Below are 13,728 nucleotides of genomic sequence, written 5' to 3' on the forward strand. Positions count from 1 at the left end.
CTGGGCGAAGCCATGGTCGGCATCAACGTCGAGGAAATCCCCGAACCCCACCGCCTCGCCCAACGCGGCTGGTAACCCAGCCCGCTCCTTTGGCCATTTCGTCGTCCCTTAGGAACGTTTCGCAACTAGGGAACTGACACTGCCGGGACCGTGGCATACAGAACTGCATTACCGCCCCATCAAGGAGATTAACTTGACAACTTACAATCTGGTCCTCATTGGCTTCGGCGGCGTCAACCGCGCCTTGGCCGAACTGATCCGCGATGAACCGCAGCGATTCGCTGCCCTCGGATTGGAGCTCCGGGTCGTGGCCATCACCGACCTTGCCTTTGGCTCGCTCGTCCAGGGCGACGGCATCGATCTGGCCTCCGTCCTCGCCATGCCTCGAGGATCCTCCTTCGAGGGTCTTCCTGGCGGAAGCCCGGATCCCCGCAACGAAGACGTCATCAAGAACAGCCCGGCCGACATCGTTGTCGAGGCCACCTTCACCAGCCCGATCGACGGGGAACCCGCCGTGTCGCACGTAGAGTGGGCCATCGAATCCGGAAAGCACGTTGTGACCACCAACAAGGGTCCCGTGGCCTTGCAAGGCCGGGAACTGGGCAAACTCGCCGCAAACAACGGCGTCCGCTTCGAGTACGAGGGCGCTGTCATGAGCGGAACGCCCGTCATCCGGTTGGCGCACAAGATGCTCGGAGGTCTGGAACTAAGCGCCGTTCAAGGAATCCTGAATGGAACCAGCAACTACGTCCTTGGCCGGATGGAAGCCGGCCTGCGCCTGGACGAAGCCATCGCCGAAGCCCAGGATCTCGGTTATGCCGAAGCAGACCCGACTGCGGACGTCGGTGGCTCCGACGTCCGGTTGAAGGTCGCCATCCTGGCCAACGAACTGCTCGGCGCAAACATCCGCCCCGACGACGTGGACACCACCGGCATCCAGGACCTCAAGAGTGAGGACGTGGCTCAAGCCTTAGCACGCGGCTTCCGTTGGAAGCTAATCGGTGAAGCCCGCCGCGAGGAAGACGGCCGCATCGTCGCTACCGTCCAGCCCATAGCCCTTCCTGCCGATCACCCGTTGGCCGGTATTTCCGGTGCCACCAACGCCGTTTCGTTCACCACGGACCTGCTCGGTCCCGTCACGGTGTCCGGCCCTGGAGCGGGACGTGTCGAGACTGCCTACGCCCTTATTTCCGACATCATTGCCGTCGACGAATTCGTCAAAGGAGCCGTACGTGCCTGAAAGAGCCATCGCCGAGACCAGGAGTGAAGCCACCATCAACGACCTTGTCGTGCGCAACAAGTTTGACGGAACCGTTCTGGCCACCCTGCCCCAGCGCACCGAGGCCGATGTACGTGCGGAGGTCATCCGCGCAGCCGCCGCCGGTCCCGCGGCCGCGGCCATGCCGCGCCATGAGCGAGGCAGGATTTTGGATACCGCTGCAGACTTGTTGCAGCAGCGGTCGCAGAAGGTCGCCGAACTGATTGTTGCCGAGGTCGGAAAGACCATCAAGCAGGCCCGCAAGGAGGTCTCCCGCGCAGTGAACACGCTGAAGCTTTCGGCGGCGGAAACCCGCCGGAACGTCGGCGAAGTCGTTCCGTTCGACTCGTTCGCTAGTTCGGAGAACCGTCAGGGATGGTTCACGCGTGAGCCACTGGGGCTCATCGCAGCAATCACGCCCTACAACGACGCGTTGAACTTGGTGGCGCACAAGCTCGGACCGGCGATCGCCGGAGGCAACGCCGTCATCCTCAAACCTTCCCAGCTGACACCCCTGACCGCCATCCTCCTCGTCGATCTGCTGCGCGAGGCCGGCCTGCCGTCAGACTTCGTCACCGTTGTCCTGGGTGACCGCACCGTCGCACAAACCATCATCTCCTCCAAACTGGTTCGCATGGTCTCCTTCACCGGAGGCTTCGCCACCGGCCGGGCCATCGCCGCGAACGCCGGAATCAAGCGCCTGTCCATGGAACTTGGCGGTAACGCGCCCGTCATCGTCTTCCATGACGCCGATCTTCCGGCTGCCGTGGAGGCCAGCCTGTCCGGTTCTTTCTGGGCAGCGGGCCAGAACTGCATCGGCGCCCAACGGATCCTCGTACAGCGCGAAGTCTTCAATGCCTTCGTCGATGCCTTCGTCGCGCGAACAGCGGCTTTGAAGACCGGCGATCCGCGTCAGGAACAGACCGACGTTGGGCCAATGATCAGCACGGCCTCCGCCGCCGAAGCAAAACGGAAAATCGACGCAGCCGTAGCTGCCGGGGCGAACCTGCTGACCGGCGGAGTCCTGAACGGGCCGGTCCTGACACCGGCGGTACTCACCAGCGTGCCCCGCACCTGCGAAGCCTGGAGCGAAGAACTGTTCGCACCAGTCGTCTTGGTCGAACCCTTCGACACAGCCAAAGAAGCCATCGAACTCGCCAACGACAGTGACTACGCGCTGCAGGCCGGTGTGTTCACCAAAGACCTCAACCGCGCCTTGCACACCGCCAAGGCCATCGACGCCGGGGGCGTCATGATCAACGATTCCTCGGACTACCGCCACGATGCCATGCCGTTCGGCGGATCGAAATACGGCAGCATGGGCCGGGAAGGCGTCCACTTCGCCTACGAGGAAATGACTCAACCCAAAGTCATCGCGATCGCTTCATGACCGCAGGGTTCAGAATAGAACAGGACAGCCTGGGCTCCTTAGCCGTCCCTTATTCCGGCCTGTGGGTATCCGCGCTGATCGGGAGATCCCCAACTTCCCGATCAGCGGCATCCAGCTCGGGGGCGAGCCGGTTGAACATGTCGGTTTGGCCATGCCGCGAAGGGCGCGGAGCGTTTCCGGGGTGATGGGATCGAGTCCGGCGCGAAGCAGGGCTTCGTCAACGGCTCGCTCGACGACGCCGTTGTCCGCGACGCCGTTGTCCGCGATGGTGGTGCCGGCTATGTCGATGACGGCCAAGTCGATCGCCGTGTTGTCTTGGTTGGGCTTGAGGTTCCCTCCTACAGGGAGTGTTCGATGGTGATGTCGGCCATGAGGTCCAGTGCCGTGGTGGAGGCTTGTGGGCGGCGCACCGCGATCCCAACAAAGAGCGCGTCGACCACGCCCAGATGAGCCAGCCGGCTGGCCATCGCCTCGAGGCGGAAGCCGTATTCGGGTCCTCCCGCCACGAGTGAGGCATCAGCGCTGCGGGTCAGGGGTGAGTTGGTGAAGCTTGTGATGGCCAGGACGAACGCCCCTGCGGCGCGCGCTGCCTCGGCGCTCCGGAGAGATTCGCGGCTGGCGCCTGTGTGGCTGATGACAAGGCAGACACAGGATTCGTCGAGGTGCCGTGCCGCCAGCTCTTGGGCCATGACGTCGGCGGGGAAGAGCGTGACGAGGCCGAGGGCTGAGAGCCGATAGGCGGCATCGTGGGCTGGGGCCGCAGAGGTTCCGTTGCCGATGACAAGGACCCGGCTGGCCACGGCAATGCGATCGATCGCAAGGGAGAGCACCTCGGGATCGACGGTCTGCGCCGCGTCCACCAGCGCCCTTCCGCTGCGGCGGAGGATGCGGTCCAGGATTTCGCCGGCGGGCGTCTGGCCGTCGATTCCTTCTTCGTGGACGAGCTCTTGCCCCTGGTGATCCTGGTTAGCGAGGTCACGTGCGACCACTAGCTTGACCTCTTGATAGCCCCGGTACCCGATCCGTTGGCAGGCGCGAACAGCGGAAGACTGCGCGACACCGGCCTTCTGGGCGAGCTCGGTGACAGAGCCGCTTAAAACGGCGTGTGGGTCACTGAGAATTATCTCGATGACCCGCTTGTCGGTATCTCTCAGGCCGGGAAGCGCGGCTTGCGCACGCGTGACGAATTCGCCACTCACAAGCGAGGGTTTGGTTGTAACCACTGAACCTCATTTCGCTGGACAATTGCAGGTCATCTACCGGTGGACAGCGTAGCCGAGATGGGACTAATAATCCAAGTGTCGATTGATTCAATGGATAGTTAGTCCCAAATATACCTCAGCGTGGCCCACGGGAATCGAACCGTGACGAAGACATCAGCCCTGCCCGAGGGATACCTCCGCGACCAACGTCACCGTTACCGTCGACCTTGCCCCCCACCCCCGATGCCGCCTGTCTCGCCGAACTGGGCACCATGCTGGATCAGAAGTACACACAGGGCGAACTCCGCGACGCCTCGGTGCAAGCAGAAGCGCTCGAGACCGTCCTGGAAGACACTGATGGTCTGGACAAACTGCTCGTTCAGGCTCGCGATGCCGTCTATGCCACAGGCGTGGCGATGCTGCGGTCCGCACCCTGCCAGTCGCCCAGCATGATGGTCGTCCTCACCAGTATTCTTGGACCAATAGTCAAGGGGCGCAAGGAGATGGATCTGGTCCACGAACTCAAACCTGCGGTGAACTTCACCGGCGAGACCCCCGTCGGCTACAGCCGTGAATCCCTCGACCTGCCCACCGACTTCAGACAACAGCCGGCAACCCGACTACCTCGTCCTTGGCTGTGTCTTTAACACCGACCCGGCCGGCGATGGAGAGAGCACCCTCGCACACGTCGACGACGTGATCGGGTGCATCGACGGCAAGGCGGGTAAGGAGACCACCCAGCTCCTGTCCGACGAGGTATACCCGGCGCTGAACCTGCCGCGCGACAGCGGGAAGGTACCACCGCCACCTCCATCCTCTTCCACCACCGTGACGGGCGCGTTGGTGTACGTTACCGTGGCAAGGCGCTCCGCGACGGCCGTGGAGCATCAACGAAGACAATCGAACCATCGCCGGCTCATGCCGCCAGATGTGACGCCGACGGGAACCGGGACATCTCACCGCCGGTTTCGGCGATGATGACCTGCGCAGTTTTGAGTCCTACCCCGGGGGATCGTCTGCAGCAACTCGATCTGCTGGGCCGACGGCCGTGAAGCGGCCTCGATGGTCTCATCCAGTGTCGCCAGGGCGGCGTCGACCCGGTCCAGGCGACCCAGCATCGCCGCGGCCAGCCGGACATGATCGGTACGGCAACAATCCGGCACACCCAAGAACCCCGCCTCATACACTTCTGCGGGCTCAACCGCACCAATGCGGATAGACGTCGCCAAACGGCACCACAATTCTCACCCCTCGGCCCGCGGAAGATACTCCCGCATCAGCTACACCTCTGGCACCAAAGGTCTTCGCCGTGGGCACTGGCTCACGGCGAAGTCATGCTGTCGATCGGGTCTACCTTGATGAACGATCGTGAGTGGAATGAATTGCGAGGAATGTAAGGAGACATTCGAGCCGTCGCGCACGTCGCAGCGGTTCTGCTCAGCCCGGTGTGCCAACAGAAAGCGGGACCGTCGACGGCGGAACCGGACTGCCGGAGCAAGTCCAGCGCTGCCCTTCGCTGCGGCCCAGGATAGGGTCATCGAACCTGAAGCTCATCTTGGAAACCTAGGAGCCAGACTCACCGCCGATCTCGCCGCCAGCAAGCAGACCCAGAATCTCCTTCATGCCCATCTCCGCTCCCAGTCCGCCGTCGTCGACCACCTCGAAGCCGAGAACGCTGAGCAACGCGCAACCATCAAAAGCCTCGAAACAGAGATCGGCCGCCTTAAGACCATCCAGCAAGCCGACGCGCACGACTTGGTCCATCTCGCCGGCAGGCTACGAGCTCTCGCCCAGGCCACCGGCGCCGAGCTCGACAACACCGTTCTGGAGCTGTTCCGCGGTCGCGGTTGGATCAGTGCCGCCCGAAAGACAGAAGCCAAACAGCGATGACTATGTCCATCGCCCGGCTTTCCGCACAGTCGGGCCTGAAATACCTCTTCAAGACCACGATGATGGACGACCTGACGACCGCTCCCCCTGACGCGACCGCCTACTACATGATGGCCGGGACACCGCAAGGCCGTTGGCTCGGCTCCGGCCTGGGCGGCATCAACCGCACAGCTGGGGATCCTGTCACGGAATCCGACGCAAAAGCCATCTTCGACAGTGCAACCCGCCCGGACACGGGCGCTCCCCTGGGCCGACCACACGGCCAGCCGACCGTCGTCGAAACCAAACAAGGGCAAACCGAGGTGCGCCGCGCCGTCGCCGGCTTCGATCTAACCTTCAGCGTCCCCAAATCTGTATCCGTCCTATGGGCGCTAAGCCCGCGGAGCCTCCAGGACCAGATCCTTGAATCCCACCACGACGCCATCAACGCCACCCTGGACTGGCTGGAAGAACTCGTCATCCACACCCGAGCGGGGCGAAACGGCGTCGCGCACGTTAGTACCCGCGGCGCTGTCGCCGCAGCATTCGACCACTGGGAGTCACGCTCAGGTGACCCGCAACTGCACACGCACGTCGTCATCGCCAACCGAGTCCAACGGATTACGGACGGCGCCTGGGTCACGCTCGACTCCCGGACCCTATACAGGGCCGCCGTCGCCGCCAGCGAGCACTACAACGGTCTCCTCTTCGACGCCCTCAAACGCGACCTAGGCACCGATACAGATATCCGCAATCCCCTAGCTAACACCCGTAATCCGAGCGCTCAGCTCACCGGCATCGACGACGTCTTGATCCGCGAATTCTCCAACCGCTCCCGCCTCATCGACCAGGAAACCGACCGCTTGGTCGCCGAATGGACCAAAAACCGCGGCACCAGACCAACCCCCACGCAGACAGTCAAGCTCCGACAACAAGCAACCCTCTCCACCCGAAGCGCAAAGCCGGAAACCATCGCTCCCCTGCATCAGCTCTCGGCTCACTGGCGCGAAAGGGCCTCGTCCAAGGGTTTCGACCCCCGCCTCGTCCTGGAATCCACCATCCGACGGTCGCGAACGTCTCCTTTCCGTTCGTCCGACTTCGCCGCCGGCTGGGTGGGGGCTGTCGCCTCCCTGACCCGGGACCTGGTGGCAGCCAAGCGCGCGACGTGGAATCGCTGGAATCTGCTTGCCGAGGCGGAACGCGTCTGCGCCGCGATCCGCTGCCTGACGCCGGGTGACCGCCGCGGCCTGATCGACGCCGTTGCCAGCGCGGCTGAAGCCTACTCGGTCCCGCTGAACGAGTACCGGTACAGCTTCGCCGCGGGGGCGCGGCCGGATCTTCACCTCGGGGGACGGAGCGTCTTCGACTTCCATGGGTCGCGTCTTTACACCGACGCGGGCACGCTCGCCCGCGAGGAGGCGGTTATGGCGGCAAGAAATGACGACGGCGGACCGGCCGTTCGGGCGGTCGTCGTCATGGAGACACTTGCCTTATATAAACACCACGGCAAGTTCGGTTTGTACTCTGACCAGCGGGCGGCCGCCGTTGAGGTGCTTTTGAGCGGCAACCGGCTTGATGCCGTCGTCGGGCCTGCCGGGACCGGGAAGACCACCACGATCGGTGCGATCAAGGCTGCGTGGGAGGAACAGTTCGGTGCCGGCAGCGTGATCGGGCTGGCGCCTGCGGCGGCGAGCGCCGAGGTCCTTGGGCGGGGGCTGTCCATGGTGACAGAGAATGTCGCGAAGTGGCTCTACGAGTCGGTCGGCCAGGGAGCCGGCGAGAGGGCAGCAAAGTTTTATGACGTAGAGAAGCGCCTGAGCAGCGCCGTTGCCACGAGGACCGCGTTGGCACAGGAAGCGACTCGTTTGGCCGCAGAGCAGAACCGATGGCGGTTCCATCCGAACCAGTTGGTCGTCGTCGACGAAGCCTCCATGGTCTCCACCGTTCAACTCGCCGCACTCGTGCGACAGGCCCGGGACGCCGAGGCCAAGGTCTTGCTGGTGGGTGACCCGGCCCAGCTGGATGCCATCGACGCCGGCGGTGTTCTCGGCTGGCTGGATCGTCAGGGCAAAGCGGTGCGGCTGAGTACGATCTGGCGCTTCGAAAACGCCTGGGAGCGGGAGGCCTCGCTGAAACTGCGGGGCGGAGACTTCGCGGCCATTAGCGACTACGACCGGCACCAGCGCATTCGGCACGGTACTTACCTCGACATGGTCGATCAGGCATACCTGGACTGGCAATCGGACATGCGGGCCGGTAAGTCGTCCATCCTGATTGCCGCGGACAACGACACCGTCAGCATGCTCAACGAACGCGCCCAAGCAGACCGCGTCATCCAAGGGCTTGTGGACGCCGAACACACGACTCTTCTAAGCGATGGGCTGCGCGCTGGTCGCGGTGACAGGGTCATTGCGCGCCGCAACGACCGCTCTGTGGCGGACAGCAACGGTGACTTTATCCGCAATGGCGCGCTGCTCGACGTCGTACGCGTCGGGAGGCGCGATGGCAGCCTTGTGGCGGTTCGACGGGATACCGGCGCGACTGTTTCGCTGCGGCGCGATTACGTTGAGGCTTCCGTTGAGTTGGGATACGCGACGACGGCCCACCGCTCCCAGGGGATCACGGTCGACGCCGGCCATACCGTCGTGACTCAGGGCGGGCTGACGCGTGAGCTGCTTTACGTGAGCATGACTCGTGGCCGTGGAGGCAACTATGCATATGTCAGCGAGAACGACCCCGCGGATCACGAACCTCTGGATCCGTCCCTTCAGGCATCGTGGCGGGAAATCCTGGGTGAAGTGTTGGAGGCCGAAGGTGCCGAACGGACCGCCCACGAAGTGCGAGAGGCCGAGTGGATGGGGGCCGACAGCTTGGAGAGACTCAGCGCCGAATACGACTATCTCGCGCAAATTGCTGCCGCCGAGGACCTGGAAGAGTTTCTCAAGATGCGCGCCCCTTCGAGGTTCGACGAGTTGCAGCGTGCCCCGTCCTGGGGTGCAACCGTGGCGGCGTGGCGCCGATCCTCGGGGATCAGTCGCCCGAGCGCCCATCGGATCGTTACCAAGGCTTTGGAAACGAGCGGGTCAGCCAAGGATCTGACTTCGATAATCCATTCCCGGCTCCTCAGCTTTGTGTCCACAATGCCCGCGAGTGACCCGCCCCTCATTCAGCAGCCTGTTCACACAGATCGGCCCGACCTCGCCGACATGATCAACCAGGTATCGGAACGGATCCGGCGTCGGGCTATCAAGGTCACGGCGGCGGCCTTGATGCATGACACCGAGTGGAAGCGAAAACTCCTGCGGAACCTGTCGCCACAGGAGGACATGCCTTCCGTGATTGGCAGGGTCGCCGTGTACCGAGACAGGTGGGGCATCGAAGACTCATCGCTCCCCCTTGGGCCTGTTCCCGGCGAGTATGAATGGGAACGGACGTCGCAGTACCAAACCATCCAACGCCTCATTAGCCGGACCGCGCCACAACGCGTCGGGCATCAGCAGGCGGGCCTCTGGGCAGCAGACTCCGTTTCCCGCGCGGCGGACCTTATCAATGTCGGTTGGCAGCTCTAAACTGGGCAAGAAGGCATCCCATGGTCTCAAACCCAGTCATCAAGCCGAAAGTTGCGACGCCCGCACTGATTCTCGCCAGCGCGGTGCTCGGCCTATGCGCGGTGTCCGTTTTGCAGAACCTGACGGTAAATTGGCCTCCAGATGCGGTCCAAGTGTTTGGCTGGGCTGCCGTGCTGCCCCCCACCCTCATCGTGAGCGTCGTCTGGTTGATTCGGATGCACCGCCGTCGCGATTGGCTGGCAGATGCCAAGGTAAGGTGGGGCCACTTCGAGGAGGCGAAGCGGGCTCACCGGACGACGGCGGAAATCACAGTCCTCAGCATCGATGCCCTCGAACCCACCGGAGCTTGGATCACCATTAATTGGAACCGCTTCGGACACGTTCAGCGCGCATGGCTGGAAGCTCTGGAGGAACCTATCTGGGTCGGGTCCGTCCTGCTGATCTCACCGGATCCGTCCCAGGTTCGGCCCGGTGCCCCATGGCCGGCCACATACTTTGTACAGGCTTCGAATTTTCTTGCTTGGGCGCCAGGTAACGAAACTCTGTCAAGAGCGAGTGTCAGTCCCCGCGGCAAGTCGATGAGCTTCATGTAGTCAAATCCCTATTGAGTCCACCTGATTGATCGGAAGTGCTTCCGCCGCCTTGGCTCGTTGCGCGGTCGAGATCCGCACCGCCCGGCAGGTCGGGATGCTCGATGCGGCGGCTTCCTAGCCGCAGAGATGGCACCGTAGTCGCCCGCCATGACCGATCCGAGCCTGATCCGCAGGGATTCGCCACCCTCTGGACCGCAGTGACCAGGACAGGCTCCGCCGGATCGGTCAGCTCCCGGCGTTCCTATCGAAGCCCCTTGGTCCTTACCCATTCGAGTCATTTCCGACCCGCGCTCCCTTTCATCACGGCATGCCGGACCCGCGGCCATGCCCCGACGCCGCCCGAGAGTTGTGCTGGCGGCGTCGGGCGCTGTAGCCACGGCGGACCTCGGCGGCTATTTGTACCAGATGGCCACGCCTCCGTGGTGCGAGCACGTTCCGCTGTGGTTCGCGGAGAAGGACAGCGTGCGATCGTTGCACAGTGCGGTCGCACCCCCACCAGGAACCGGAGCCGGAGCAGGAGCAGGGGCAGCGGGCGCTGCGGGCACTGCGGGCACTGGTGCAGATACGGGAGCCTGTACCGGTACTTCCGGTGCGGGTGCGGCGTCTTGTGCCGCGGTGGCAGGGGTGGGTTCGGGTGTTGCCGGTGGCTTCTGGTTGGTGGGGGCCGTCTCGTTCGGGCAGTCACCCAGGACGCGTGCCATGGCGTCGTGTTCGGCTTGGGTGACCCACAGGTTGTAGGTGGCCTTGACGGAGATCTGTCGGGCGACGTAATCGCAGCGGAAGCTCTTGTTCGGCGGCAGCCAGGTGGCGGCGTCGCCGTCGCCCTTCTGCATGTTGATGGGCCCGTCGACGGACTGGAGGTTCAGCGGGTCGTTGGCGAATGCGGTGCGCTGTTCCAGGCTCAATTGCTGGGCGCCGGTCTGCCAGGCATCGCCAAGGGCGACGACGTGGTCGATCTGCACAGCACTGCTGGTCGTGGCGCCGCGGACGAAGCCGATGGTTTTCGCCGTGTACGGGTCGGCCAAGGATCCGCTTTGGACCTTGCAGTGGACACTGTTGGTGTAGGTAGTCTGTGTCAGGTCGCGTTTGAGGATGTCGTTGCGGGTGTCGCAGCCGTTGTGGTCGACGTCGGCCCAGGCCTCGCCGAACTGGTCCCTGTCATACCCGGTCATCGGTGCCCGGCCCTTCACCGGCAGGGTAGCCAGCAGATCTACGGCCTTGGTGGCATAGCCCGGCTGGGATTTGGGCGCCGCGTAGCTGGCCGATCTGGACAGCTCGGTCACGGTGTCCGGATCCAGCGGTGTTCCTATCTCGGTTGCCATCGGGGTAGGGGTTGGGCTGGAACTCGGGGAAGCTGCCGTTCCCGCGAGTTTCTGGCTGTCGGCGCTGGTCGGAGACGCCTGAAGGCCGTCGTTCGGCTTCGTCGGTGTGAGGGCGCCGCCGGTAATGAGGAGAACGAGCGCACCGGTCAGGACGATAGCCCCGGCTTTGCGGCCCCCGGGCACCATCGCCCAGGAACGCCGGCCCGTCGCGACGACATAGAGGCCTGTCAGGAAGGAGAAAATTCCGGCCATAATCAGGGCCGCGCCGATCCCGGACCCGAAGGCGGCAGGAACAAGGAAAAGGAGCAGGAGGATGCCCACGACAATCGTGGACACGGGCAGCCGGAACCGGCGCTTTCCCAGTGGTGTGTGATTCGTCAAGACAAGATCCCCATTCAAATATCAAGCGGCGCATCTCGGCGCCGTCAGCCGGCGCTGCGGTTAGCGCTAACGGGGATTCTAGTATTTGAATTACAAGTTTGTAATTCGCTTTGGATTATTACGTTCCGCGTTGGGTACCGCTGGTGATGTAGCGGTGCACTGGCCTCAGTCTGGCCGACGGGACTTATGGAACTGGCACCTTCGTTGATAAGGCCAGGACCGTTCTTCGTCCGGTTCAACCTGCCAATTCCCACGTCGGAACTCAACAATGCTGAGACCGGACACATTTCCTCAGCTCTCAAAACAAGCAGCAAAGGTATTCCCGCGCCCGGTCCCATCACCAATCCAGAGGAGTTGCCCGTGCTAGTAACTCATCTCACTCCCCGCCGCTGCCCCGAAAGGGGGCACCACCACTGGGCCCTTCGTCGCAATGTTGTACACGGGCGAGGCGGTCTCCGCTGAAGCGGCCGTCTGCAGATCTGTCCCAATGCCAGCATCCGGCCCAGCAACCGCCGTGTGCGCCGATCGCTGATAGACGGCAGTGCCGAAGCGCAGGTCCGGACCGATCGTGTCGGCAACGATGCGGCGGGCTTCTCGCTTCTCACCGTCCTTCTCGTAGGAGCGAAATTCGAGCTCGCCCGCCACAGTAACGGGATCGCCCTTTTTCAGTGAGTTCGATGCATTCTCAGCTAGAGCCCGGAAAGCCGAGACGTTGTGGAAGACAGGTTCGCCGTCTTGCCAGGTCCCGTCGGCTCCCTGGATTCGCTGGTTCACAGCGACGCGGAGCTTAGCGTGGGCCACTCCGGAGTCGCCGTAGGTGAGCTCAGGGTTGGCGACGAGGTTGCCGGCGATGCTGATCGGGATTTTGGTGCTCATTGTTCTTTTCCTTTCCAGTCCCAGCGGGGCTCTCCCGCCGGACAGATCGTTTGACTCAGATTCCGGGTCCCGCGATTGTGGGCCCGTCTGCAGACGCCGCAGGCTGTCCCAGGCTGATGTAGGACACCGCCGGGTTGAGCCGTGGGTCGGCGTCGACGGCGGGTACCTTGCCCCCGAAGCCAGGTGGATGAGTGAATTCGAGGATCTCCTTCGATGCTGCTGTGACTCGTCCGAGCACGGACTTCGCAATATCGACGCGGGAGGCGGGAAGTTTACGATCCGTAGCCTCCGCCAAAGCACCACTTTCCGTCTCGATGACGGCGTCCGCCCATCCGGCGAGGTAGGAAGCCGATTGCGGGCCGCGGTCGATCCCGTGGGCCCGCAGCACGGTGTAGGCGACAGACTCGGCTTCGACTTCCCCAAGCCCGCGGTGATCTGCGCTGCTGCCGTAAAGCCGCCCGACGGCGTCGTCCGGGCCGTGCAGCAGTACGTGCCCGAGCTCGTGAGCGAGCACCGCGGTGCGCTCCTCAGCGCTCAGCCACGCTCCCACTTGGACGCCGTGCTTGGCGAAATCCGTGAAGCCGCTGGTGAGTCCGTATTGGGCGGCGTCGACGTGGACCTCGAAGCCGTGCCGGTGAGCGACCTCTGCCAACGATCCGAAAAGCTGTGAGGCGTCGGCGCCGGGCCTGGTGTCCCGCGGCACGAGCAGCGGAGTCCCTTGGGTTTGCGAGACATCAAAAACGGCTTGCCCGCGCCAGCCGGTGATAACGGTCTTCTTTCCGTCGTCGACGGCGCCAGGGGGCACCTTCTCACCGACGCGTATCCGCTGCCGGGTCCCATCGGGAAGCGTGAACTCCTGCATGCGTGCTGTGCGCGGCGCAATCACCCACAACGCCTGCTCACCTTTCAGCACAGCGCGGCCGTGGCGTTCCCACTCCCTGTACCCCGCGACGAGGGTGGGCTCTTCGGTACCGCGCTGTGCCATCTGCATCATGAGCAGGGCCACGTTCCCTCCGGAGTATCGCCAAAGGGTGGCCGAAGCGTCCAGCAGCACCTGCCAGCGGGAAGGGGATTCAACGGCTAGTTCCAGGATTGTGTGGAGGCCATCCGTCAGTACAGCGATGCGTTCCTCAGGTGTCATCCGCGCCTTGCCCAGCTCGCCAAACGCGGGCGCAGGATCCTGCGCCTCGGAGCGCGATACGCCCTCACCTCCAGGAGCCACGACAGCCACCTCCATGCTTCTTGAAATCCGTAAACGCGGATATCTG

The 13,728-nt window shown here is 63.6% G+C and carries 12 protein-coding genes; 5 read left to right on the top strand and 7 right to left on the bottom strand.

Annotation, left to right across the window (positions count from 1 at the left end; genetic code table 11):
- Window positions 1-193 precede the first annotated feature (193 nt).
- Together AC3WJU_RS14075 and AC3WJU_RS14080 are read left to right on the top strand one after the other, a co-directional pair.
- Window positions 194-1,240, top strand: a complete 1,047-nt coding sequence (locus AC3WJU_RS14075) for a homoserine dehydrogenase (protein WP_492260127.1) — start codon at window positions 194-196, stop codon at window positions 1,238-1,240.
- Window positions 1,233-2,648 carry an aldehyde dehydrogenase family protein gene (locus tag AC3WJU_RS14080; protein WP_492260128.1) on the top strand — a complete coding sequence of 472 codons (1,416 nt, stop codon included), beginning with the start codon at window positions 1,233-1,235 and terminating at the stop codon, window positions 2,646-2,648. The genes AC3WJU_RS14075 and AC3WJU_RS14080 overlap by 8 nt, the downstream gene beginning before the upstream one ends.
- A gap of 9 nt (window positions 2,649-2,657) precedes the next feature.
- On the opposite strand, the gene AC3WJU_RS14085 is transcribed toward AC3WJU_RS14080, so the two are convergent.
- Entirely contained in the window at window positions 2,658-2,945 is a 288-nt protein-coding gene (locus AC3WJU_RS14085; RefSeq protein ID WP_492260129.1) for a hypothetical protein, read from the bottom strand.
- 41 nt (window positions 2,946-2,986) lie between these two features.
- Window positions 2,987-3,871 carry a MurR/RpiR family transcriptional regulator gene (locus AC3WJU_RS14090; protein ID WP_492260130.1) on the bottom strand — a complete coding sequence of 295 codons (885 nt, stop codon included), beginning with the start codon at window positions 3,869-3,871 and terminating at the stop codon, window positions 2,987-2,989.
- 251 nt (window positions 3,872-4,122) lie between these two features.
- Between AC3WJU_RS14090 and AC3WJU_RS14095 the strand changes: the two genes are divergently transcribed.
- Window positions 4,123-4,497 (top strand): hypothetical protein, encoded by a 375-nt coding sequence (locus AC3WJU_RS14095; RefSeq protein ID WP_492260131.1) that lies wholly within the window; start codon window positions 4,123-4,125, stop codon window positions 4,495-4,497.
- 269 nt (window positions 4,498-4,766) lie between these two features.
- On the opposite strand, the gene AC3WJU_RS14100 is transcribed toward AC3WJU_RS14095, so the two are convergent.
- Entirely contained in the window at window positions 4,767-5,033 is a 267-nt protein-coding gene (locus AC3WJU_RS14100; RefSeq protein WP_492260132.1) for a transposase, read from the bottom strand.
- Between the two features lie 380 nt (window positions 5,034-5,413).
- Window positions 5,414-5,614, bottom strand: a complete 201-nt coding sequence (locus AC3WJU_RS14105; protein ID WP_492260133.1) for a hypothetical protein — start codon at window positions 5,612-5,614, stop codon at window positions 5,414-5,416.
- Between the two features lie 122 nt (window positions 5,615-5,736).
- Here AC3WJU_RS14105 and mobF point away from each other — a divergent pair, with 122 nt between their 5' ends.
- Window positions 5,737-9,288, top strand: coding sequence for a MobF family relaxase (gene mobF, locus AC3WJU_RS14110; RefSeq protein WP_492260134.1), 3,552 nt, complete (start codon window positions 5,737-5,739; stop codon window positions 9,286-9,288).
- Window positions 9,289-9,308: 20 nt separating this feature from the next.
- The gene (locus tag AC3WJU_RS14115) at window positions 9,309-9,881 is read left to right on the top strand and encodes a hypothetical protein (RefSeq protein ID WP_492260135.1); all 573 of its coding nucleotides are present in this window, start codon (window positions 9,309-9,311) and stop codon (window positions 9,879-9,881) included.
- A gap of 392 nt (window positions 9,882-10,273) precedes the next feature.
- Here the strand turns inward: AC3WJU_RS14115 and AC3WJU_RS14120 are convergent, their stop codons facing one another.
- The 3 genes from AC3WJU_RS14120 to AC3WJU_RS14130 all read right to left on the bottom strand — a co-directional run bounded on the left by AC3WJU_RS14120 (window position 10,274) and on the right by AC3WJU_RS14130 (window position 13,691).
- The gene (locus tag AC3WJU_RS14120; protein ID WP_492260136.1) at window positions 10,274-11,584 is read right to left on the bottom strand and encodes a GmrSD restriction endonuclease domain-containing protein; all 1,311 of its coding nucleotides are present in this window, start codon (window positions 11,582-11,584) and stop codon (window positions 10,274-10,276) included.
- A gap of 363 nt (window positions 11,585-11,947) precedes the next feature.
- The gene (locus AC3WJU_RS14125) at window positions 11,948-12,460 is read right to left on the bottom strand and encodes a single-stranded DNA-binding protein (RefSeq protein WP_492260137.1); all 513 of its coding nucleotides are present in this window, start codon (window positions 12,458-12,460) and stop codon (window positions 11,948-11,950) included.
- Window positions 12,461-12,515: 55 nt separating this feature from the next.
- On the bottom strand, window positions 12,516-13,691 hold the full coding sequence (locus tag AC3WJU_RS14130; RefSeq protein ID WP_492260138.1) for an ArdC-like ssDNA-binding domain-containing protein: 1,176 nt from the start codon (window positions 13,689-13,691) through the stop codon (window positions 12,516-12,518).
- Between the last annotated feature and the right edge of the window lie 37 nt (window positions 13,692-13,728).

It is taken from the genome of Arthrobacter sp. FW306-1B-F12A, from assembly GCF_058781865.1.

What these genes read in the sequence shown, in the direction of transcription:
- AC3WJU_RS14100 (WP_492260132.1), bottom strand. Translation starts at nt 5,033, where the DNA reads ATGAGGCGGGGTTCTTGGGTGTGCCGGATTGTTGCCGTACCGATCATG.
- AC3WJU_RS14095 (WP_492260131.1), top strand. Translation starts at nt 4,123, where the DNA reads ATGCTGGATCAGAAGTACACACAGGGCGAACTCCGCGACGCCTCGGTG.
- AC3WJU_RS14125 (WP_492260137.1), bottom strand. Translation starts at nt 12,460, where the DNA reads ATGAGCACCAAAATCCCGATCAGCATCGCCGGCAACCTCGTCGCCAAC.
- AC3WJU_RS14105 (WP_492260133.1), bottom strand. Translation starts at nt 5,614, where the DNA reads ATGGACCAAGTCGTGCGCGTCGGCTTGCTGGATGGTCTTAAGGCGGCC.
- mobF (WP_492260134.1), top strand. Translation starts at nt 5,737, where the DNA reads ATGACTATGTCCATCGCCCGGCTTTCCGCACAGTCGGGCCTGAAATAC.
- AC3WJU_RS14115 (WP_492260135.1), top strand. Translation starts at nt 9,309, where the DNA reads ATGGTCTCAAACCCAGTCATCAAGCCGAAAGTTGCGACGCCCGCACTG.